Here is a 21388-nt window from a genome sequence, read left to right as displayed (position 1 = left end):
TCCCCGACGGGCGGCGGCGATCGGTGGGTGGTGCGGAGGTCAGCCGCGCTCGGAGATGGCCTCGATGAGGTCTCCCACCGGGCGCTCCGGCAGCGAGCGGGCCACGTCGGCAACGGCCACGATGCCGACGAGCTGGTGGCCGTCGATCACCGGCAGCCGGCGTACCTTGTGCTGCCCCATGGTCCGCAGGATCTCGGCCGCGTCGTCGTCGGCGCCGATGGTCACCGCCTCGCCCTGGGCCAGTTCGCCCGCGGTCACGTTGCTCGGGTCACGGCCCTCGGCCAGCACCTTCACCACGATGTCGCGGTCGGTCAGCATGCCCTTGAGCCGGTTGTCGGAGCCGCAGATCGGCAGGGAGCCGACCCCCAGCTCGGCCATCCGCTTGGCAGCCGTCTTCAGGTCGTCCTGCTCGCTGATGCAGGTCACGTCGTTCGTCATGATCTCGCGTGCGGTCGGCATTGGCGTAACACCTCACTTACGGGGGGTTGTTGCCGTTCCTCCTACCCTCGCGCGCGCTGGTCATGCCGCACCGCACGCGCTATAGGCTCCTGCGGTGACCCTGCCCCTGCCCTCGGGCGACTTCCAGGCTTACCTCTTCGACTGTGACGGCACCATCGCCGACTCCATGCCGCTGCACTACCTGGCCTGGAAGCAGGCCCTCGACGAGTGGAAGTGCGTCTTCCCGGAGGAGCTCTTCTACGCCTGGGGCGGCAGGCCGGTGGCCGACATCATCGTCACGCTCAACGAGCAGCAGGGTCTGGCGATGCCGATCGAGGCCGTCACCCGCCGCAGGGAGGACCACTACCTGCGGCTGCTGCCGCAGCTCACCGCCGTCCCCGACGTCCTGCGACACATCCACGACGCCCATCAGCGGCTCCCCATCGCCGTGGTCTCCGGCAGCACCCGGGAATCCGTCACCGCCTCCCTCGACACGCTCGACCTGCTGGAGAAGTTCGACGTGCTGGTCTGCGCTGAGGACTACGCGAAGGCCAAGCCCGACCCGGAAGCCTTCCTGCTCGCCGCGCGGCTCCTCGACGTGGAGCCGTCCGCGTGCCTCGTCTTCGAGGACACCGACCTGGGCATCCAGGCCGCGACGGCGGCGGGCATGGCCGCCGTACGGGTGCCACAGCCTCGCCGCGCCTGATCGGGGATCGCGCGCCCCTGCGCGGTTGACCTGAACCCAGCTTCACCTTGCAGGCTTGTCCACATGACAGGCTCAACCCTGGACGAGGCGTACGAACGGGTGCGGCACAGCGGCCCGGAGCGGAACGGCTGGTTGTCCAACCACGCTCCGATGGCGGTCGAGGCGCTGGTCCACCACGGTCACGAGCAGACGGTCCACCGGTGGCTCGACGCGTACGCGGACCGGCTCGACGAACGACCGCGGGGCATCCGGCCCATCCCCACCGACGAGTGGCGTGACCCGCTCGGCGATCCGCTGCGCACCGGCGACTGGCTCAACTACTTCGAGCGTGAGCTGGCCGACGAGCACTGGCGCGAGGTTCTCGTACGGTGGTGGCCGCGCCTCTTGCCGGGCATCGCGGCCGGCGCCACCCACGGGGTGATCCGGGTCGGCCACGCCGTACGCGCGCTGCTGGACGAGGAGAGCGGCCCGCGTGTCGACGAGCTCGGCCAGGGGCTGGCCTACTGGGCGGCTCGGTGGCAACCCCTCGCGCCGCCCGGCGTCGGCCCCTATCCGGCGACCGATCCGCGATCCGCCCTGGACGCGGTACCCCGGGTGCCGGACCAGCGTTTCGGCATCCGTGCCCGCCTCGCCCAGCTGGCCGACCTGCCCGACTGGCCAGCGGCGTCCGGCGCGGTGCCCGGCGCCGTAGCCGATGGCGTGCCGGCCCGGCTCGCCGCCGTGGTGGACGCCGCCGTCGCCCGGCACGGCACCCACGGATACGCGAGCCCGGTGATGCTCGTGCACGCGGCCACCGCCCCGAACGCCGTCCTGCGGACCCTGCCCGCTCTGCCGAGCCGGCTCTGGGCACCGAGCCTCGACGCCGCCTGGGCCGCGGCGGCCGCGGTCACCGCCGCCTACGCACCCGCCGAGGCGCGCCCCGCCCCGCCCGCTCGGCCCACCCTGGCCACCGACGAGGTCATGCGGCAGGCGGCCGCGTCCGGCGATCCCCACGCGATCAAGTTCGCCGACGCCGCGATCGACACGTACGACCGCGGCGGCGATCCCGGGATCCTAGCCACCGCCGCCCAGTCGACCCGGGAGATCGTCGCCGACTGACGACGAGCCCGGGGGGCGTGTCACGGCGAGCAGAGCGGGAAGGTCGGTCGGATGACCGACCCATCGGAGCTGGCGCGAAACGCGCTCCAGCGAATCCACCGGGCTGCGGTGAGATATCGCGACCTTGAGCTGCACCACGCGGCCGACGAGATCGTCCGAGCCGCCCTGGCGCGGGGCCTCGATCCCGGGCCGGTCGAGTCCTACCGCCCCTGCCCGGTGTGCGGTGCGGAGCCGGGACAGTTGTGCATCAACGTCCCCGGTCGCCCGGTCAGCCGGGGCGAGATGCACCCCGAGCGCACGAAATAGGGCCGTCGACGGGTTGATGGAATCGACCACGCGGTGAATCGGGCGCTGGGCATGATGGAACCCGGATCGCCCGAGCGGGACCGTCCTGCCAGCGGAGGTGTCAGGTGGCCGCCGTCCGGATTCCGGCGAACTTCTTCAGCATCCCCTTCGGCCTCGCCGGCCTGAGCATCACCTGGCTCGTGGCCGGACGCGACGGCGACGTGCCGACGTGGATCGGCAACGCCCTGTTGGCGCTCGCCGCGCTGGCCTGGCTCGCCGTGGTGGCGGCGTACGCGGCGTACGCGCTGCCCAGACCGAGGGCCCTCGTCGGCGACCTGGTGGATCCGGTCGCCGGCGCGTTCGTCTCGCTCGCCGTCATCACCCCGATGCTGCTCGTCGTGCAGGGTGTCGTTCCGTACCACCTGGGCGTCGGGCGGGTTCTCGTCGACGTGTTCCTGGTGCTCACACTCGTCTTCGGCGGTTGGATAACCGGGCAGTGGATCTACGGCCGGATCGACATCGACCAGATCCACCCCGGCTATTTCCTGCCGACCGTGGCCGGCGGTTTCATCGCCTCGGCCGCCGCGTCCGCCGTCGGGCAGCGCACCCTGGCGGACATCATGCTCGGGCTCGGGTTCGTCTGCTGGCTCGTGCTCGGCTCGCTGATCCTGAACCGGCTGTTCATCCGGCCACCGCTGCCGGCGTCGCTCGTACCGACCCTCGCGATCGAGGTGGCCCCCTCCGCCCTGGCCGTGCTCGCGCTCCTCGCCCGCAACGGCGGCCGGATCGACATCTGGGTGGCGCTGGTCTCCGGATACGGGCTGCTGCTGGTCCTCGCGCAGATCCGCCTGCTCCCGCTCTACCTGCGGCTGAACTTCGCCCCGAGCCTCTGGGCGCTGACGTTCCCCTGGGCGGCGGTGGCGACGACCGCCCTGCACTGGATCACCGGCGGCGAACCGCCGGGTCAGCGCGTCTACACGTACCTCGTGCTGGGGGCGGTCTCGGCGCTGATCGGCGGCATCGCCGTGCGGTCGATCATGGTCGCGGCGCGCGGGCAGTTCCTTCCGCCGCGCGCTCCACCGGCGGCGCCGTGACCGCGCCCGCTCCACGTGCGGCCCCCCGACCGGGCAGCCCCCGTCACCGCCGCCCGCAACCCCGCTCCAGCCGGTCCAGCGCGGCGACCGCGACCAGGCTGTAGGCGACGTAGGGCGGGCCGTCCTCGAACCAGCCCTGCATCCCCCAGCGGCGCGGGCTGGCAACCCCGAGCGCCGCCATCGGGGCGTCGGCGACCAGCATGCCGCCGGCCCCGACCAGTGCTGCCTTCACCGGCAGTGGTGGGCGCCACTGCCGGGTGGCGAGCGCGACGAGCGTGACGGTCAGTACCCCGTTGACGAAGCCAAGTACGGGTCCGAGGCCACCCAGCCGGTTCGCCGCACGCTCGCCCGTCCCGAGGCTCACGTGCAGCCCACCGGCCATCCGTCGCACCATCCGCTGATGGGTGTCGCTGTACGGCCGAGCCCGGACCACCATGTCCAGGGAGCTGACCAGCTCGCGAGCGAGCGTGGCGGCGGCACCGGCCAGCAGACCGTTCGTCAGGCTGGGCAGGCGGCCGGGGGCACGACCCGATTTGGCACGACCGGCACCGCGGGCACGCGACATGTGATCACCTCGGCTCGGATCGCGGTCGGGTACGACGTACCGCGTCTACCCGCCCTGCCCCCGGCGAACCCTCAGCGGACGGCGACGGGTGCGGCGGTAGTAGGACCACCCTGCCAGCGGTAACGCGATTTCCCACGCCACGAGCAGCGGTAGGCCGATGAGAACCCCGGTGGTCGTGAAAATGTCCTGCGGGCTGGACGTGTCGAATTCAAGCCGTGGTCGCTCCTCGCGAGGTCGGAAACACGTCGCGGGGTGCCGATCGATCGCAGCGGATCCGGCTGGAGAGAATGCCCCGAAACCTGCACGGGACTTGGTGGAGCCCAGGGGACTTGAACCCCTAACCCCTGCCTTGCAAAGGCAGTGCTCTGCCAGTTGAGCTAGGGCCCCGAGGGCGGCGGTGCCGCCTGGTCACTGGCGGCTGAGGCGTGGGCCTCAGCGCAGGTCGGGCGCGGTGGTGGCCTCGTGCCAGAGGGCGCGCTCGTCGTTGGAAGCCTTGACCTTCTTGGCCACGACGGCGGCCACGCCGACAACGCCGGCGAGAATCAGAAGCTTCTTGAACATGGGGCGACCCCTTGCGCTCGGCTGCCGTCGGATGACGTGCGGTGGGGCTAGCTGGAATCGAACCAGCGACCTCAGAGTTATCAGCTCTGCGCTCTAACCGACTGAGCTATAGCCCCGCGTTGCGACGAGCAAGGTTAACCCATCCGCGCTTGCCGCCCCAAATCGGGGTCGGGGCCCGCGCGGCGCCGTCGCGATGTCGAAAGTACCGGAGTGCGGAACGCCGGGGCGACCGCTTTCCGCGGTGCCCCGGCGCCCGATGTTTCAGTCCCGCTCGGCGAGCGTCAGCTCGATGCCGCCGACCAGGTCGGCGCAGACGTTGTAGACGAACGCCCCGAGCGTGGCCAGCGCGGTGAACAGCACGACGTTGACCAGGCCGATCAACGCCGAGCTGAGGATGACGCCCCTGGCGGTGATCTGGAAGCCGTCGGTGCTCTGCCCACCGCCGGCGCTGACCAGGTCGGTCAGGCTGTCGTTGACGCTCTGGAAGACGCCCATCGCGTCCAGCGCGAGGTAGAGCACCGAGGTGGCGACCACCACGACGATGAAGAGCACCACCGAGACGGCGAATGCGAACTTCATCACCGACCAGGGGTCGATCCGCTTCAGGTTCAGCCGGGCCCGGCGCGGTCCGCGGGACGCGGCCGAGCTGACCGAGGTACGCGCCGCGCGTACCGCTTCACCGACGCGGGCGGCCCCGACGGCGGCCGCGTTGCCGATGCCCGGCGGCAGACCGCCGCCGTTGTTCGGGCGACCGCCCGGCCCCTGCCGGCTGCCGTCCGGCTGCGGCATCGCGGCGCCGCCGACCCGAGGCTGGGTGCCGGTCGTCCCGCTGGCCGACGCGCCGGCCCGAACCGGGATCTGCTGGGTACTGGTCGGGCGGGCGGCACCCGCCGCGCCGGCGGAACCGCCCGCAGCGGCTTCGGCCGGCGTCGCCTCGGTCTTCTCAGCGGACCCCGCCTCGTCGGTCGGCTTGTCCGGCGGTGGCGTCATCCCGGGAGCCCGGGTGAATTTCGGGGCAGGCGCATCGGCGGGGACGGTCGCCCGGCCCACGGCGGCGCGGCCGGTCGCTGGTGTGCCGCCCGATGCGGCCTCCTCGTCGACCGGGTTGGCCGAGGTCCCCGTGTTCCCCGACTTCGCCTGTGTCTCCGTCATTCAACTAGTCCTGTTCGTCAGGCTCGTCGGCATTGCGAGCAATCGCCACGATAGTCACGCCGTCCGGAAGGTCCATCAGCTTGACCCCCATTGTGTTCCGGTCACGCGTACGGCGTACAGGCTTCACCGGAGTCCGGATGACACCACCGTTGCTCGTGATGGCGAACAGCTCATCGTCCGGGTCGATCACCACCGCACCGACCAGACCACCGCGTCGCTCGGTGATCTTCGCAGTCAGCACACCTTTACCTCCCCGGCCCTGGACCGGGTATTCCTCGATCGGGGTACGTTTCGCGTATCCCCCGTTTGTGGCCACCAGGACGTCCAGACCCTCCCGGACGACCTCCATGGCGAGCAGGACGTCGTCCTCGGCGAAGCGCATTCCGATCACGCCCGAGGTGGCCCGCCCCATCGGCCGCAGCGCCTCGTCGGTCGCGTTGAACCGGATCGCCTGGGCGTTCTTCGAGACCAGCAGCAGGTCGTCCGACGGCCCCACCAGGGCGGCACCGACCAGCTCGTCCTCATCGCGCAGGTTGATCGCGATGATGCCGCCGGAACGGTTGGAGTCGAACTCCTCGAGCCGCGTCTTCTTCACCAGGCCGTTCTTCGTGGCCAGTACCAGGTAGGGAGCCACCTGGTAGTTCGGAATTTCGATGATCTGTGCGATCTGCTCGTCCGGTAGGAAGGCGAGCAGATTGGCCACGTGCTGACCCTTCGCCACCCTACTGGCTTCCGGAAGCTCGTACGCCTTGGCCCGGTAGACCCTGCCCTTGTTGGTGAAGAACAGGATCCAGTCGTGGGTGGAGCAGACGAAGAAGTGGCTGACGATGTCGTCCTGGCGCAGCGTGGCACCGCTGACGCCCTTGCCGCCACGGCGCTGCGAGCGGTACAGATCGACCTTGGTCCGCTTGGCGTACCCGGTGCGGGTGATCGTGACGACCACGTCCTCCCGCGCGATGAGGTCCTCCATCGAGACCTCGCCGTCGAACGGCACGATCTGGGTACGGCGCTCGTCGCCCCACTTGGCGACGATCTCGCCCAGCTCCTCGGAGACGATCCGCCGCTGCCGCTCCGGCTTCGCCAGGATGTCCTTCAGGTCGGCGATCTCGATCTCGAGCTTCGCCAGGTCGTCCAGGATCCGCTGCCGCTCCAGGGCGGCGAGCCGGCGCAGCTGCATGTCGAGGATCGCGGTCGCCTGGATCTCGTCGATCTCCAGCAGCCGGACCAGGCCCTGCCGGGCGTCCTCCACCGTCGGGGAGCGCCGGATCAGGGCGATCACCTCGTCGAGGGCGTCGAGCGCCTTGGACAGGCCGCGCAGGATGTGCGCCCGCTCCTCGGCCTTGCGCAGCCGGAACGCGGTCCGCCGGCGGATCACGTCGATCTGGTGCTCGACGTAGTAGCGGATGAACTGGGCCAGGTTGAGCGTGCGCGGCACCCCGTCGACCAGCGCCAGCATGTTGGCGCCGAAGGTCTCCTGCAGCTGGGTGTGCTTGTAGAGGTTGTTCAGCACCACCTTGGCGACCGCGTCGCGCTTGAGCACCAGCACGATCCGCATACCGGTACGCCCGGAGGACTCGTCGCGGATGTCGGCGATGCCGGCGAGCTTGCCCTCCTTGATCAGCTCGGCGATCCGCTCGGCCAGGTTGTCCGGGTTCACCTGGTAGGGCAGCTCGCTGACGACCAGGGCGGGCCGGCCGCGCTTGTCCTCCTCGACCTCCACGACGGCACGCATCCGGATCGAGCCGCGCCCGGTGCGGTACGCGTCCTGGATCGCCTGGGTGCCGACGATCAGGCCGTGGGTCGGGAAGTCCGGGCCCTTGACGATGCCGAGCAGCGCCTCGAGGGTGGTGGCCTCGTCCTCGTCCGGGTTCTCCAGGCACCACTGCACCGCCGCGCCGATCTCCCGCAGGTTGTGCGGCGGGATCTTGGTGGCCATGCCGACCGCGATGCCCTCGGAGCCGTTCACCAGCAGGTTGGGGATCCGGGACGGCAGGATGGTGGGCTCCTTGGCCCGACCGTCGTAGTTGTCCTGCAGGTCGACGGTGTCCTCGTCGATGTCGCGCAGCATCTCCATGGCGAGCGGGTCGAGCTTGCACTCGGTGTACCGCATCGCCGCCGCCGGGTCGTTACCGGGCGAGCCGAAGTTGCCGTTGCCGTCGACCAGCGGGTAGCGCAGCGACCAGGGCTGCGCCATCCGGACCAGCGCGTCGTAGATCGCCGAGTCGCCGTGCGGGTGGAACTGACCCATCACGTCGCCGACGACCCGGGAGCACTTCACGTAGCCGCGGTCCGGCCGGTAGCCGGAGTCGAACATCGCGTAGAGGATCTTGCGGTGTACCGGCTTGAGCCCGTCCCGGACGTCCGGCAGCGCCCGCCCGACGATGACGCTCATGGCGTAGTCGAGGTAGGAGCGCTGCATCTCCACCTCGAGCCCGACCGGTTCGATCCGGTCGTGCGCGACCACGGCGCCGGCGGTCTCGGGGACCTCGGGCTCGTTCGGTGTGGACTCGGGGGTATCAGTCACTGTTTACCCTTATCAGACTCAGAGTCGTTTTCGTGCTGTGGATAACCGCTGTGGAAAGCGGCCTAGCTGTGGATAACTCTGTGGATCGGCGGACCGGTGGGTGGTTGCCCCCCGGTCCGCCGATCACCGTCAGATGTCCAGGAACCGGACGTCCTTGGCATTGCGCTGGATGAACGACCGGCGCGCCTCCACGTCCTCACCCATCAGAACGCTGAACAACTCGTCTGCGGTTGCAGCGTCGTCGAGCGTGACCTGACGGAGCGTACGGGTCGCCGGGTTCATCGTGGTCTCCCACAGCTCGGGATAGTTCATCTCGCCGAGGCCCTTGAACCGCTGGATGTCGTCCGGCTTGGCGTTCGGCTTCTTCTGCTGGCGCAGCGCGATCAGCCCGTCGCGCTCCCGGTCGGAGTACGCGTACTGCGCGTCGTCGCCCTTCTTGTTCCACTTGATCTTGTAGAGCGGCGGTGCGGCCAGGTAGACGTGCCCCAGCTCGACCAGCGGACGCATGAAGCGGAAGAGCAGGGTGAGCAGCAGCGTCTGGATGTGCTGGCCGTCCACGTCCGCGTCGGCCATCAGCACGATCTTGTGGTAGCGCAGCTTCTCGATGTCGAAGTCGTCGTGGATGCCGGTGCCCAGCGCGGTGATCAGCGCCTGGACCTCGTTGTTCTTCAGCACCCGGTCGATCCGGGCCTTCTCCACGTTGAGGATCTTGCCGCGGATCGGCAGGATCGCCTGGGTCCGCGGGTCGCGCCCCTGCTTCGCCGAGCCGCCCGCCGAGTCGCCCTCGACGATGAAGACCTCGGACTCCCGCGGGTCGGTCGACTGGCAGTCGGCCAGCTTGCCGGGCATCGAGCCGGACTCCAGCAGCGACTTGCGTCGGGCCAGCTTGCGCGCCTGCTGGGCGGCGATCCGGGCCCGGGCCGCCTGGGAGGCCTTCTGGATGATGGTCCTGGCCTCGGCCGGGTTGCGGTCGAACCAGTCGACCAGCCACTCGTTGCAGACCCGCTGCACGAAACTCTTCACCGGGGTGTTGCCGAGCTTGGTCTTGGTCTGGCCCTCGAACTGCGGGTTGGCCAGCTTCACCGAGATGATCGCGGCGAGCCCCTCGCGGATGTCCTCGCCGGAGAGCTTCTCGTCGCCCTTGAGCAGCTTCTTCTCCGCGCCGTAGCGGTTGACCACGCTGGTCAGCGCGGCCCGGAAGCCCTCCTCGTGGGTGCCGCCCTCGTGGGTGTTGATCGTGTTGGCGAAGGTGTAGACCGACTCGCCGTACGACTCGTTCCACTGCATGGCGATCTCGACCGACATGCCCTCCTCCTCGGCCCCGAACTCGACCACCGTCTTGTGGATCGGGTTCTTGGACGCGTTGAGGTGCCGGACGAAGTCGGCGATGCCGCCCTCGTAGTAGAAGGTCACCTCACGCTGCCGGCCGTCCTCCTCCTCGGCCACCCGCTCGTCGAGCAGGTGGATGCGGAGGGCACGGTTGAGGAACGCCATCTCCTGCAGGCGCCGGTAGATGGTCTGGAAGTCGAAGTCGACGGTCTCGAAGACGTCGGGGTCGGGCCAGAAGGAGACCGCCGAGCCGGTGCGGTCGGTGGTCTCGCCCTTGTCCAGCGGGCCGGGCTTGGAGTTGTCGTACTGCTGCCGCCACACGAAACCGGACTTGTGGATCTCCACAGCCATCCGGGTGGAGAGCGCGTTCACCACGGAGACACCGACGCCGTGCAGACCGCCGGAGACCGCGTACGCCTTGCCGTCGAACTTGCCGCCCGCGTGCAGCACGGTCAGCGCGACCTCGACACCCGGCTTCTTGAGCTTCGGGTGCAGGTCGACCGGGAAGCCTCGGCCGTTGTCGGTGACCCGGACCCCGCCGTCGGCGAGCAGCACCACGTCGATGGTGTCGCAGTAACCGGCCAGCGCCTCGTCGACCGCGTTGTCCACGACCTCCCACACGAGGTGGTGCAGACCCCGCTCACCGGTCGACCCGATGTACATGCCGGGCCGCTTCCGGACCGCTTCCAGCCCTTCAAGAACGGTGATCGACTCTGCGCCGTACTGCTGATTGTCCTGCGCTGCCACGCTCGGCCACTTTCTCGCTCCGTCGGCACCGGTGGGCGCTTCGGGCGCGGGTTCGGCGGACAGGACGCGACGTCGGCGCGCGGACCGGCACCGGAGGACTCCGGTGACGGGTCGGTACGCGCCGGTCGCCGCGGTCGCCCGCGGATCGCGATCGGCTCGACCCGACGTGGACAATGATCACGGGCCCTCTTCCGGGCCCGTGTCTCCTCGCTCCGCACCGGGTCTTCGTCTCTGCGTCAATCTTACTGTGCGCTGGCGGTAGAAACGCCACTCGGCACCCTCGCAAAGCGGCTGAGAACTCCGTAGCCGGCCGAACCGTGTCGTCCGCGACTCCCCCTACACGCCAACCCTCGATCGAGGGCGGCGCCGCCCGACGGGTGCACCCGCTGCCGGGCGGGTCGGGGGGTCGCGTACCGGCGGGCGGTGCCGTACGTTTGCGGCGGTCCCGACGCGGGCTTGATCTTTCCTGCCGGAAACCGGACGATCGTCCCGATCGACTCCCACACGTGCTCTTAAGAGGTGACCTCAGATGGGGCTGGACAACGTCGCGGTGCACTGGCCGCGGACCGGCCGCTTCTACGATCCGGTCGCGCCGGCCGAGTTCGTCGACTTCGGCGAGATCGTCGACATGCCGCAGATCTCCGCGCCGACCGCCGCGCTGGCGGAGTTGATCGCGAAGACCGGCACAGTCCGGGCGACCGCGTACACCGAGCTGGTGGATCTGCTGCTCGGCCTGGAGGGTGTGCTCTACGCCACAGACGCCGCGGCCGAGGACGAGGACCCGGTGATCGACCCGGACGGGTGCTCCTGGATCGCCGACGGCATCGAGCGGTTCGTCGCCGGGCATCGCCCGCACGGCGAGGCGGTGACGTTCGACTCGGTCAGCTCCGTGCTCCGCTCGCTGCTCGGCGACGGACGGCTGGCCGAACAGCAGCTGCGGTGGTTGGACGGCCGGCTGGACGCGCTGCGCGACGAGAGCGGCGAACCCCCGCAGTGGAACTTCACCTGCGCCGAGCTGAGCGTGCTGGCCGCGTTCTACCGGCGCTGCGCGGACCGCGGCTTCGCCGTCTACGCCGAGTCGGAGGCGCCCCGCCGGGTCCCGCAGCCCTGACGGCCCGCTATCCGGCGGCGTCGCTGCCGGCCCGGTTCCCGGCGTCAGTGCCCGCCCGGTTCCCGGCGTCAGTGCCCGCCCGGTTCCCGGCGTCAGTGCCCGCCCGGTTCCCGGCGTCAGTGCCGGCCCGGTTCGCGGCGGCGATGACGTCGGTGAGCGCGGCGTGCAGCTGGCGCAGGTCGTCGAGCGGCAGGCCGAGCCGCGACACGATCGCCGGCGGGATCCGCTCGGCCTCGGCGCGCAGCGCCTTTCCGCTGGCGGTGAGCGTGACCGCCAGGCTCCGCTCGTCGGCGGCGTCGCGCTCCCGGCGCAGGTGCCCGGCCGCCTCCAGCCGCTTCAGCAGCGGTGAGAGCGTGCCCGGGTCGAGCTGCAGCAGGCGACTGAGCTCGCGCACGGAGAGCGGGGCGTGCTGCCAGAGCGCCAGCATCACCAGGTACTGCGGGTGGGTCAGCCCCATCGGCTCCAGCAGCGGCCGGTAGACCGCGACCACGCCGCGCGCGGCGACCGAGAGCGCGAAGCACACCTGCTGCTCCAACGCCAGGGGATCCCCGTCGAGCTGTTCGGTCACCGTCGACCTCCTATCCGTGTTGCGATCGTACCAATGATTGGTGTACCAATTATTTGTACACCAAACGCCGTTGCGGGAGAGGCGAGGCGATGAGTGACGAGAAGCCGACCACCAGAAGCCCCGGCGAAGGCGGCCGACTCATGGCCTGGGCGTTCCGCAACCTGGCGGGCCCTCCCGAGGTGCAGGGCGCGGTGCAGGGCGGCTCAACCCACGCCCGGGAGGCGTGGAAGGACGACCTGGAGCGACGCAAGCAGTGGAGCCGCGAGCAACGGGAGCGTAAGCGCGCCGAGCGGGAGGCCCGGCGCACCGGTCGGTGACCCCTCAGCCGTACGTGTCCCGGGGGCCACGACCGCGTACCCGGCGCGGCCCGCGCGACCACGACGGCGCCGCCGGGCCGTGGATGTGCAGCTTGCGCACCACGTTGTGGCCGACCTCTTTGGCGATCTGCTTCAACAGCGACCCGGCGAGCAGTCGCAACTGGGTCGCCCAGGCGGTGGAGCGGGCCTCCACGGTCAGCTCGCCGTTCTCCAGCTTCACCGGCCGGCTGTTCTGCGCGACCTCGGCGCCGACCACCCGCTCCCAGGCGCCGAAGACCGTCGCCTCGGCGGCGGGCTGCTGCCAACCACGGGCCTTGACCAGCCGGTTCAACACCGCGCCGAGCGGCTGCGGGTCCCGCGGATCAGGGCCCGGGCCCGAGTAGCCGCGCAGCCGCCGCTCCCCACCCCCGGCCGCGCCGGTCCCGCCCGGCCCGCCGCGCCGGCGGGTCCGGTTGGCCTCTCGCCGGGCCTTCGCCGCGTCCAGCACCGCGCGCGCCAGCTCCGGCCCCGCCGCGCCTTCCGCCACGTCGGCCGGGTCCGCCTTGCCGGCCGGGTCCGACCGGCCCGCTGGGGTACCGCCCGCGGTGGGAGGTTCTGGCTCATTCGGCACGGCGCACCATCCCCTCGCCCACCTCGTACCGGGCGCCGCGCAGGGCGGCCGGTACGTCGTCGTCGACCGCGCAGGTGACCACGAGCTGGCTCGCACCGCCGACCAGCTCCGCCAGCCGCTCCCGGCGCCCGGCGTCCAGCTCGGCGAAGACGTCGTCGAGCACCAGCACCGGCTCGATCCCGTCGGCTCGCAGCAGGTCGTAGCCGGCCAGCCGCAGGGCAAGCGCGAACGACCAGGACTCGCCGTGGCTGGCGTACCCCTTCGCGGGCAGCGGACCGAGGGTGAGGGCCAACTCGTCGCGGTGCGGGCCGACCAGCGTGGTGCCCCGCTCGATCTCCGCCGACCGGGAGTCGGCCAGGGCGGTGGTCAGCGCCTCAGCCAGCACCGCTCGATCCGTGGTCGGCTCGGCCAGCTCCACGGAGGGCCGGTAGGCGATGCCTGCCGCGCCCCGTCCGGCGGCCACCGCGTCGTACGCCTTGGCCACGTGCGGCGCCAGCGCGGCGACCAGTTCCAGCCGACCGGCGAGCAGCTCCGCGCCGTGCTGGGCCAGGTGGGTGTCCCAGACGGCCAGGGTGGAAAGGTCCCCGCCTCGCGTCCCGCCGGTCTTGCGGGCCAGGTACGCGGTGCGGAGCAGGGCGTTGCGCTGCTTCACCACCCGCTCGTAGTCGGCCCGTACCCCGGCGAACCGGGGCTGACGGCTGACCAGCAGGTCGTCCAGGTAACGGCGACGCTCGGCCGGGTCGCCCCGGACGAGTTCCAGATCCTCCGGGGCGAACAGCACCAGCCGCAGCGCCCCGAGCACGTCGCGGGCCCGCCGGGCCGGTGAGCGGCCGAGCCGGGCCCGGTTGGCCTTGCCCGGGACGATCTCCAACTCGACCAGCAGCTCCCGGCCGTCGTGCACGACCGCGCACCGGATCACCGCCGAACCGGCGCCCATCCGCACCAGCGGCGCGTCCGTGGCGACCCGGTGGCTGTCCAGGGTCGCCACGTAGCCGAGCGCCTCGACCAGATTCGTCTTGCCGACGCCGTTCGCGCCGATCAGGACGTTCGTCCCCGGCTCCAGGTCCACGCCGACGCGCTCGTACGAGCGGAAGTCGACCAGTTCAAGCCGGCGGACGTACACAGGGTGTGGATACCGCTCAGCGCTTGTGGACGGCGTGCCCACCGAACTGCTGGCGCAGCGCGGCGACCGCCTTCATCGCGGGCGAGTCGTCCTGGCGGGAGGCGAACCGGGCGAAGAGCGAGGCGGTGATGACGTTGAGCGGCACCGCGAGCCGGACCGCCTCGTCGACCGTCCAGCGGCCCTCGCCGGTGTCCTCGGTGTAGCCGCTCAGCTCGGCCAGCTCCGGGTCCTCGTCGAGGGCCCGGTCGAGCAGGTCGAGCAGCCAGGACCGGACCACAGTGCCCTCGCGCCAGGACTTGAACACCCCGGGCACGTTGGTGACCAGCTCGGAGGCGGCGAGCAGCTCGTAGCCCTCGGCGTAGGCGTGCATCAGGCCGTACTCGATGCCGTTGTGCACCATCTTGGCGTAGTGCCCGGCGCCGACCGGACCGGCGTGCACGAAACCGAACTCGCCCGCCGGCTTGAGCGATTCGAAGATCGGCATCAGCCGCTCGACGTGCTCCTGGGCGCCGCCGACCATCAGCGCGTAGCCGTTCTGCCGGCCCCAGACGCCGCCGGAGACGCCGACGTCGATGTAGCCGATGCCGCGCTCGTTGAGCCGCTCGGCCCGGGGGGCGTCGTCGCTGAACCGCGAGTTGCCGCCGTCGATGATGATGTCACCGGCACCGAGGACGCCGGCGAGCTCGTCGATGGTCGCGTCGGTCACGCCGGCCGGGACCATCACCCAGATCGCCCGCGGCGACTCGAGCTTCTCCGCCAGCGCCGCGAGGGACGGCACGTCGCTCAGCTCCGCGTTGTGGTCGAAACCGACCACCTCGTGCCCGGCGGCGCGCAACCGCTCACGCATGTTGCCGCCCATCCGGCCGAGTCCTACCAGGCCGAGCTGCATCGTTCCTACCTCCGGTGTGACTGTTTTGCGAGCGCGATCAGCGGGACACGCGGATCGGCATGATGAGGTACCGGTACCCGGGGATGACCTCGCCATCCTCGCCGGCGGGGGAAATCACCGCGGGCTTGAAGGCGTCGACGAACGAGAGCATCGCGGTCTGCGCGCCCAGGTTGGCCAGACCGTCGATCAGGTACTGCGGGTTGAAGCCGATGGTCAGCGGGTCGCCGGTGAAGGTGGCCTCCATCGCCTCGCTCGCCCGCGCCTCCTCGGAGCCGCCGGCCTCGACCACGAGCCCGTCGGCGCTGAAGCTGAGCAGCACCGGGGTGGTCCGCTCGGCGACCAGTGCGACGCGCTTGACCACCTCGATCAGGGTGCTGACCGACAGCCGGGCCTCGGCGTTGTGGCTGGCCGGGAAGAGCGAGCGGACCGGCGGGTAGTTGGCGCCGTCGAGCAGCCGGCTGGTGGTGCGCCGGGTTCCGCCGGCGAAGCCGATCATGCCCTCGCCCGCGCCGCCGGTGGCGAGGGCCATGGTGACCTCGCCGCCGAGCGGGCCCAGCGCCTTGGCGGTGTCGTGCAGGGTGCGCGCCGGCACGAGGGCGTTGAGGCTCACCTCGGGGTCGTCCGGGCGCCACTGGATCTCACGCAGCGCCAGCCGGTAGCGGTCGGTCGCGAGCATCGCCAGCGTGCCGCCGCTCAGCTCGATCCGGACGCCGGTCATCATCGGCAGGGTCTCGTCCCGCCCGGCGGCGACGGCCACCTGGGCGACCGCGGCGGCGAAGGTGGCCGCCTCGACCGTGCCGGCGCTCTCCGGCATCTCCGGCAGCGACGGGTAGTCCTCCACCGGCATGGTGGGCAGGGTGAACCGGGCGCTACCGCAGACCAACTCGAGGTGGGCACCGACCGCGGCGATGTCGACCGGCTTGGCCGGCAGCGCCTTGGTGATCTCGGCGAGCAGACGGCCGGAGACCAGCGCGGCCCCGTCGGCGTCACCCTGCACCTCGACGGTGACCTGGCTGGAGACCTCGTAGTCGAACCCGGACACCTGCAGGTTGCCGTCGGTGACCCGGAGCATCACACCGGCCAGCACCGGTACGGACGGCCGGCTGGGCAGGCTCTTCGCGGTCCACGCCACGGCCTCGGCGAGCGCGTCGCGCTCCACTCGGAACTTCATCAATGCCTCCGCGTCGACGTCAGCGACAACTCTCTCATGCCGACCGCTGCCTACCGACCCGCCCGACCGTGCGGGTACCCATCGCACCTTAGGGCGCGGGGGCATCGGCTGTGCGCCCGACCCCGGTGCCGGGGTTGGTGCTCACCTCGGTCCGGCAGCGTCCGGCCCGATCCACAGAAAGTCCAACGGTGATGATTGGTTTTTGTTCTTTTAGAAGAGATAACTCATCGTCTTCATCGCACCTGTGCAAACTGTGGAGAACCGGCGTCCGCGCAGGTGAGACAGGTTATCCACCGGTGTGCAGGCTGTGGAGAACCGGGGTGTAAACCCGTGCCGTGGTCCACAGGCCACCGCCGGCGGCTGGTTGTCCACCGTTGTCCACCGGTTGTCCACCGGTAATCCACCGACTTTCTCCCCAGACCTGTGGACCGCCCGGGTCGTCTCGTCGACCGTCATCCCCAGAACCTTCAACAGCTCGCCCACAGGGCGGCCGTCATCGGTGGATGACGGCGAGGTTGTCCCCAGCCATCCACAGCACTGTCCCCAGGGTTTCTCCACAGGCTGTGGGTAACTGGGCCGGGACGGATCGTAGTTATCCACCGTCGGTGGACAACGGGATGTGGACAACGATCGCCGGTGGTGGTCGGACATGGCCTCGATGCTGCCGGCTCGACCGGCTCGAGGGTCAAGTCAACCGGGTGTGGAAAGCAGAAAAGCCCGGCCGTGGGCGCGGCCGGGCGGATGTCGCGGCCCGCCGTCGGTCTCGCGACGGCAGGCGTACGCCTCAGGTGTTCTGCTTGATCCGGTTGGTCAGCTCGGCGATCTGGTTGTAGAGCGACCGGCGTTCGGCCATCTGCTGGCGGATCTTGCGGTCGGCGTGCATCACCGTGGTGTGATCCCGGCCGCCGAACGCCTGCCCGATCCGAGGCAGCGAGAGGTCGGTCAGCTCCCGGCACAGATACATCGCCACCTGGCGCGCGTTGACCAGCACCCGGGACCGGGAGTGCCCACGCAGGTCCTCCAGGCTCACCCCGAAGTAGTCGGCGGTGGAGACCATGATCTGGTCGGCGGTGATCTCCGGCCCGGCGCCGTCCGGGATGAAGTCCCGCAGCACCTCCTCGGCCAGCGACAGCTCCACGGTCGAGCGGGTGAGGCTGGCGAACGCCGTCACCCGGATCAGCGCGCCCTCCAGCTCCCGGATCGAGTTCGACACCCGGGAGGCGATGAACTCCAGCACGTCCGGCGGCGCGTAGAGGCGCTCCTGCGCTGCCTTCTTCTGCAGGATCGCGATCCGCGTCTCCAGGTCCGGCGGCTGGATGTCGGCGAGCAGTCCCCACTCGAACCGGGTGCGCAGCCGGTCCTCCAGCGTCGCCAACTGCTTCGGCGAGCGGTCGGAGGTGATCACGATCTGCTTGTTGGCGTTGTGCAGGGTGTTGAAGGTGTGGAAGAACTCCTCCTGGGTCCGTTCCCGGTTCTCCAGGAACTGGATGTCGTCGATTAGGAGGATGTCGACGTCCCGGTAGCGCCGCTGGAAGGCGCTGGTCTTGTCGTCCCGCAGCGAGTTGATGAAGTCGTTGGTGAACTCCTCGGTGGAGACGTACCGCACCGAGCGGGCGTTGCCCAGGGTCGTCGCGTAGTGCCCGATGGCGTGCAGCAGGTGGGTCTTGCCCAGCCCGGAACTGCCGTAGATGAAGAGCGGGTTGTACGCCTTCGCCGGAGACTCGGCCACCGCGACCGACGCGGCGTGCGCGAACCGGTTGGACGAGCCGATGACGAACGTCTCGAACATGTACTTCGGGTTCAGCCGGTTGCCGCCGGTGTCGGCGCCGGGCAGCCGGCGGTCGTCCCGCATCCCGGTCCGGTGATCCGTGCCACCCCGGCCGGGCCCGCTGTCGGTCCCGCCGTCGCGCGGCAGCGCCCGGATCACGTGCTGGTCCCGGGGTGAGCCGGCGTCCTCGCGGTACCGGGGCTCGTACGGGCGGGTGTCCGCACCAGGCGGGTTCAGCCGAGCGGCCTGCTCGTCGAAGCCGCGCCGCTCGGGCGCCGGTCGGGGCGCCGGCGGCTCGGCGAAGACGGCACTGAACAACGTCTCCTGCGCGTCCCGCCCGGCCAGCCCGGGATGGTGCCCGTCGCCGATCGGCGCCGCGGCCGGCGGCTCGGGGCTCTGCTCGGGCTGCGGCTGCTCAGGAAGCGACACCTCCGGCCGCTGGCCGACACCGGTCGGCTCGTCGAGCAGGGTGGCCGGCCCGCCCTGGGGATCGATCGGCTCCGGCTCCGGCGCGCTGCGGTAGACGGTGCCCGCCGGGCGGCCGGTGGCGTCCTCGGCGACCCGGACGGTGACCGCGACCTGGATCGGCCGGCCCAGCCGGCGGGTGAGCGCCTCGGTGATCGCCGGCCGCAGGCGTGACTCGATCACGTCCCGGGTGAAGGCGTCCGGCACGGAGATCAACGCGGTGTCCTCGACGATGGCACGCAGCCGGGTCAGTCGGAGGTAGGCCCGCTGCTGGGCGGAGATGATCTCGTCGGCGAGCTCGTCCGTCGTCGCCGTCCACACCGCGGCAAGGTCGGTCGTACCGGCCACCGTCGTGCCACCCCCTCGCTTCTGCTCCCCGGCCGCCGCTGTCTGCCAGCCGGCCGTCCCGGGCCCGCCGCATTCGCGCGGGTGGTCCATCACCACCCGAACGGCCGAATGGCCGACCGGTCGTCATCCACAAGTTATCCACAGCCTGTGTACCGACCGATTGTGGCCGTTCGTCGGTTCCGGGTGGGACCTGCCCCTGCCTGAACGGGCGCTGAAGCGGGTACACCGTGCCGAACGATTCACTACCTTGTCCGGTCTTGCCGGTCGACGACGACTGCACCCCCGACGCCGACCGCAATCGGGCACGGTAACAGCGTTGTCCCTGCGCCATCAACCGTCGACGCGGCCCGGCCGTTGTCGGCATCAGTGAAAACCGCCGCTTCGGTCGTCGGCGCGTCCGGGTGGATCCCGGCTGAGCTGTTTGACGGTCATTGCGCCCCTGCGTAGGCTGGAGCGGCTGCTCTCTCGCCCTCTGCTAGGGTGATGGGTGCTTGCTGTCCGCGGTCGCATCCCCGCACTGCCGAGGTCCCGCTCCGCCGGGCAGCACCGAACGGGGGCCACCGCCGAGGTGGCCTGAACCACCCCACGACCCCGGCGATCCCGTCGCGCGGGGCGCGTACGAAAACGGAGAGCCTGACGTGAGCAAGCGCACCTACCAGCCGAACAACCGCCGGCGCGCGAAGACCCACGGCTTCCGGCTGCGCATGCGCACCCGTGCCGGCCGTGCCATCCTTGCGAACCGCCGTTCCAAGGGTCGTACCACCCTGTCGGCCTGAGGCCGACCGGGTAGGTCCGGGGGACGTGGGCAGTCGTGCTGGCGGCCGCGCAACGACTGCGGCGCAGTACTGACTTCGCCGCAGCGGTCCGGGGTGGCCGACGCGCCGGCCGAGGCGCCGTCGTGGTCCACCTGACCCTGCCGGCCTCCCCTGAACCAGAGACACCGACCTCGCCGGAGCCGGCGCGGGCCACCGGTGCGGAGCAGCCCTCCGCCCCGACCCGCGCCGGCTTCGTCGTGTCCAAGGCCGTCGGGCCCGCCGTGGTACGCAACCGCGTCCGCCGCCGGCTCCGGCACCTGGTCCGCGATCGCCTCGCCGCGCTGCCGTCCGGCAGCACGCTGGTCGTCCGGGCGCTGCCGGCGGCCGCCGACGCGTCCTATCCGACGCTCGGCGCCGACCTGGATGCCGCTATCACCGCGGCTCGGGCCGGGCGAGGGCGGCGCCGATGAGCGCCGACCCGACCGCCCCCCGGCCGAGCAGCGCCGCCGCCCGTGTGCTGATCGGGCCCATCATCGCGTACCGTCGGTGGATAAGTCCGGCACTGCCGGCCCGCTGTCGGTTCTACCCGTCGTGCAGTGCGTACGCCCAGGAGGCGGTGGCCCGGCACGGCGCGGTCCGCGGAGCCGCCCTGGCGGTCCGGCGGCTGTTGCGCTGCCACCCCTTCCACCCTGGTGGACATGACCCGGTGCCGGAGCCGGGCGGTCGCCGCCGTGCCGATGTGACTGGAGCCTGAGAATTGTTCAGTCTGGACTGGATCTACTACGCGATCTCGTGGATCCTGCTGACCTGGCACTCCGCCTGGGACGCCATCGGGATCCCGGTCAGCGCGGTGATCGGCACGAACTTCGCCTGGATCCTGGCCATCATCTTCCTGGTGGTCACCGTCCGGGTGATCCTCTTCCCGGTCTTCGTCAAGCAGATCAAGTCGCAGCGCGCGATGCAGGCGTTGCAGCCGCAGGTCAAGGCCCTGCAGGAGAAGCACAAGGGTGACCGGGAGACGCTCCAGAAAGAGATGATGGAGCTCTACCGGAAGGAAAAGGCCAACCCGTTGATGGGCTGCCTTCCGATGTTCCTCCAGATTCCGGTCTTCCTCGGTCTCTTCCACGTGCTCCGCCGGCTCGACCCGGCCAAGCAGGCCAAGACCCTCTACGGCTGGTCGGTCGAGCAGTTCGACAGCGCCTCGCAGGCGAAGCTCTTCACCGCCCCGATCGCCGGCAAGTTCGGCTCGACCGCGGACGAGCTGGCCCGGCTGAACGCCAACGGCACCACGGTAAAGATCATCGCCGGCATCCTGGTCCTGGTGATGATGGGCACCACCTACCTCACCAGCCGCCAGATGATCCTGAAGACCGGCTGGGCCGAGGACCCACAGCAGCGGATGATCCAGCGGCTGATGCTCTACGGCATCCCGCTCTCCCTGCTCGTCTCCGGTGCCATCTTCCCGATCGGCGTGATCATCTACTGGGTCACCAACAACCTCTTCACCCTCGGTCAGCAGCAGTGGGTGCTGCGCAAATACCCGCCGCCGCCCACCGCCAACAAGGCCACCTCGGGGGCCCGCAACCCCGTCCAGCCGGCCAAGTCGGGCGGTCTGTTCGGGCGTGGCAAGCCGGCCCCGCAGGTGCCGGCCAAGGCGACCGCGCCGAAGATCGCCGGGCCGAAGCCGGGCGCCAAGCCGATGAACCCGAAGAAGGGACGCCCCGCCAAGCGGCAGGGCTGAGCTGAGTACGGGCCGCCGCCGGG

21 protein-coding genes, 2 tRNA genes and 1 pseudogene are annotated in these 21388 nt (G+C 70.7%); 10 read left to right on the top strand and 14 right to left on the bottom strand.

Going from position 1 to position 21388, the window contains the following annotated elements:
* Positions 1 to 39 precede the first annotated feature (39 nt).
* Positions 40 to 459, bottom strand: a complete 420-nt coding sequence (locus ACIP9D_RS05095; RefSeq protein WP_350868653.1) for a CBS domain-containing protein — start codon at positions 457 to 459, stop codon at positions 40 to 42.
* 94 nt (positions 460 to 553) lie between these two features.
* Here ACIP9D_RS05095 and ACIP9D_RS05090 point away from each other — a divergent pair, with 94 nt between their 5' ends.
* The 4 genes from ACIP9D_RS05090 to ACIP9D_RS05075 all read left to right on the top strand — a co-directional run bounded on the left by ACIP9D_RS05090 (position 554) and on the right by ACIP9D_RS05075 (position 3621).
* Entirely contained in the window at positions 554 to 1144 is a 591-nt protein-coding gene (locus ACIP9D_RS05090) for an HAD family phosphatase (protein WP_350868655.1), read from the top strand.
* Positions 1145 to 1207: 63 nt separating this feature from the next.
* Positions 1208 to 2242 (top strand): questin oxidase family protein, encoded by a 1035-nt coding sequence (locus ACIP9D_RS05085; RefSeq protein WP_350868657.1) that lies wholly within the window; start codon positions 1208 to 1210, stop codon positions 2240 to 2242.
* Positions 2243 to 2293: 51 nt separating this feature from the next.
* The gene (locus ACIP9D_RS05080; protein WP_350868659.1) at positions 2294 to 2548 is read left to right on the top strand and encodes a hypothetical protein; all 255 of its coding nucleotides are present in this window, start codon (positions 2294 to 2296) and stop codon (positions 2546 to 2548) included.
* Between the two features lie 104 nt (positions 2549 to 2652).
* Positions 2653 to 3621: a hypothetical protein gene (locus ACIP9D_RS05075; RefSeq protein ID WP_350868661.1), complete on the top strand. Its 969-nt coding sequence runs from the start codon at positions 2653 to 2655 to the stop codon at positions 3619 to 3621.
* 43 nt (positions 3622 to 3664) lie between these two features.
* On the opposite strand, the gene ACIP9D_RS05070 is transcribed toward ACIP9D_RS05075, so the two are convergent.
* From ACIP9D_RS05070 to gyrB, 7 genes are all read right to left on the bottom strand, one after another.
* Complete coding sequence (locus ACIP9D_RS05070) at positions 3665 to 4186, bottom strand: hypothetical protein (RefSeq protein ID WP_350868662.1); 522 nt, start codon at positions 4184 to 4186, stop codon at positions 3665 to 3667.
* A 311-nt stretch (positions 4187 to 4497) separates the two neighbouring features.
* Positions 4498 to 4573 (bottom strand) — tRNA-Ala (locus ACIP9D_RS05065).
* 45 nt (positions 4574 to 4618) lie between these two features.
* Positions 4619 to 4747: a DLW-39 family protein gene (locus ACIP9D_RS05060; protein WP_231928447.1), complete on the bottom strand. Its 129-nt coding sequence runs from the start codon at positions 4745 to 4747 to the stop codon at positions 4619 to 4621.
* Between the two features lie 42 nt (positions 4748 to 4789).
* Positions 4790 to 4863: transfer RNA gene (locus ACIP9D_RS05055), tRNA-Ile, on the bottom strand.
* A 145-nt stretch (positions 4864 to 5008) separates the two neighbouring features.
* Complete coding sequence (locus ACIP9D_RS05050) at positions 5009 to 5899, bottom strand: DUF3566 domain-containing protein (RefSeq protein ID WP_350868665.1); 891 nt, start codon at positions 5897 to 5899, stop codon at positions 5009 to 5011.
* A gap of 4 nt (positions 5900 to 5903) precedes the next feature.
* A complete protein-coding gene (gene gyrA, locus ACIP9D_RS05045) occupies positions 5904 to 8423 on the bottom strand; it encodes a DNA gyrase subunit A (RefSeq protein WP_350868666.1) in 2520 nt (839 codons plus the stop codon).
* A 129-nt stretch (positions 8424 to 8552) separates the two neighbouring features.
* Complete coding sequence (gyrB, locus tag ACIP9D_RS05040; protein WP_350868668.1) at positions 8553 to 10499, bottom strand: DNA topoisomerase (ATP-hydrolyzing) subunit B; 1947 nt, start codon at positions 10497 to 10499, stop codon at positions 8553 to 8555.
* A 529-nt stretch (positions 10500 to 11028) separates the two neighbouring features.
* On the opposite strand from gyrB, the gene ACIP9D_RS05035 reads away from it, so the two are divergent.
* Complete coding sequence (locus ACIP9D_RS05035) at positions 11029 to 11610, top strand: hypothetical protein (protein WP_350868670.1); 582 nt, start codon at positions 11029 to 11031, stop codon at positions 11608 to 11610.
* A 127-nt stretch (positions 11611 to 11737) separates the two neighbouring features.
* Here ACIP9D_RS05035 and ACIP9D_RS05030 read toward each other — a convergent pair.
* Positions 11738 to 12178, bottom strand: a pseudogene (locus tag ACIP9D_RS05030) (MarR family winged helix-turn-helix transcriptional regulator); the annotation flags it as partial.
* Between the two features lie 89 nt (positions 12179 to 12267).
* Between ACIP9D_RS05030 and ACIP9D_RS05025 the strand changes: the two are divergent.
* On the top strand, positions 12268 to 12495 hold the full coding sequence (locus ACIP9D_RS05025; RefSeq protein ID WP_350868671.1) for a hypothetical protein: 228 nt from the start codon (positions 12268 to 12270) through the stop codon (positions 12493 to 12495).
* Positions 12496 to 12499: 4 nt separating this feature from the next.
* Here the strand turns inward: ACIP9D_RS05025 and ACIP9D_RS05020 are convergent, their stop codons facing one another.
* From ACIP9D_RS05020 to dnaA, 5 genes are all read right to left on the bottom strand, one after another.
* Positions 12500 to 13105: a DciA family protein gene (locus tag ACIP9D_RS05020; protein WP_350868673.1), complete on the bottom strand. Its 606-nt coding sequence runs from the start codon at positions 13103 to 13105 to the stop codon at positions 12500 to 12502.
* Positions 13095 to 14228, bottom strand: coding sequence for a DNA replication/repair protein RecF (gene recF, locus ACIP9D_RS05015; RefSeq protein ID WP_350868675.1), 1134 nt, complete (start codon positions 14226 to 14228; stop codon positions 13095 to 13097). Before recF ends, ACIP9D_RS05020 begins: the two co-directional genes overlap by 11 nt.
* Before the next feature lie 16 nt (positions 14229 to 14244).
* Positions 14245 to 15117, bottom strand: a complete 873-nt coding sequence (gene gnd / locus ACIP9D_RS05010; RefSeq protein WP_350868677.1) for a phosphogluconate dehydrogenase (NAD(+)-dependent, decarboxylating) — start codon at positions 15115 to 15117, stop codon at positions 14245 to 14247.
* Positions 15118 to 15154: 37 nt separating this feature from the next.
* Positions 15155 to 16288, bottom strand: a complete 1134-nt coding sequence (gene dnaN / locus ACIP9D_RS05005; RefSeq protein WP_350868678.1) for a DNA polymerase III subunit beta — start codon at positions 16286 to 16288, stop codon at positions 15155 to 15157.
* A 784-nt stretch (positions 16289 to 17072) separates the two neighbouring features.
* Positions 17073 to 18869 carry a chromosomal replication initiator protein DnaA gene (gene dnaA, locus ACIP9D_RS05000; RefSeq protein WP_350868680.1) on the bottom strand — a complete coding sequence of 599 codons (1797 nt, stop codon included), beginning with the start codon at positions 18867 to 18869 and terminating at the stop codon, positions 17073 to 17075.
* A gap of 638 nt (positions 18870 to 19507) precedes the next feature.
* Here dnaA and rpmH point away from each other — a divergent pair.
* Genes rpmH through yidC form a run of 4 tightly spaced genes read left to right on the top strand, consistent with a single transcriptional unit; the run spans position 19508 to position 21365 of the window.
* Complete coding sequence (gene rpmH, locus ACIP9D_RS04995) at positions 19508 to 19645, top strand: 50S ribosomal protein L34 (RefSeq protein WP_350868681.1); 138 nt, start codon at positions 19508 to 19510, stop codon at positions 19643 to 19645.
* Between the two features lie 35 nt (positions 19646 to 19680).
* The gene (rnpA, locus tag ACIP9D_RS04990; RefSeq protein WP_350868683.1) at positions 19681 to 20094 is read left to right on the top strand and encodes a ribonuclease P protein component; all 414 of its coding nucleotides are present in this window, start codon (positions 19681 to 19683) and stop codon (positions 20092 to 20094) included.
* Entirely contained in the window at positions 20091 to 20378 is a 288-nt protein-coding gene (yidD, locus tag ACIP9D_RS04985) for a membrane protein insertion efficiency factor YidD (RefSeq protein WP_350868684.1), read from the top strand. Before rnpA ends, yidD begins: the two co-directional genes overlap by 4 nt.
* 3 nt (positions 20379 to 20381) lie before the next feature.
* Entirely contained in the window at positions 20382 to 21365 is a 984-nt protein-coding gene (gene yidC / locus ACIP9D_RS04980) for a membrane protein insertase YidC (RefSeq protein WP_350868686.1), read from the top strand.
* Positions 21366 to 21388: the final 23 nt, after the last annotated feature.

This window comes from Micromonospora sp. NPDC093243, from assembly GCF_044753725.1.
Taxonomy (GTDB): Bacteria; Actinomycetota; Actinomycetes; order Mycobacteriales; family Micromonosporaceae; genus Micromonospora.
Note: the sequence above shows the minus strand (reverse complement) of the source record. Positions and strands in the feature narration are given on the sequence as shown.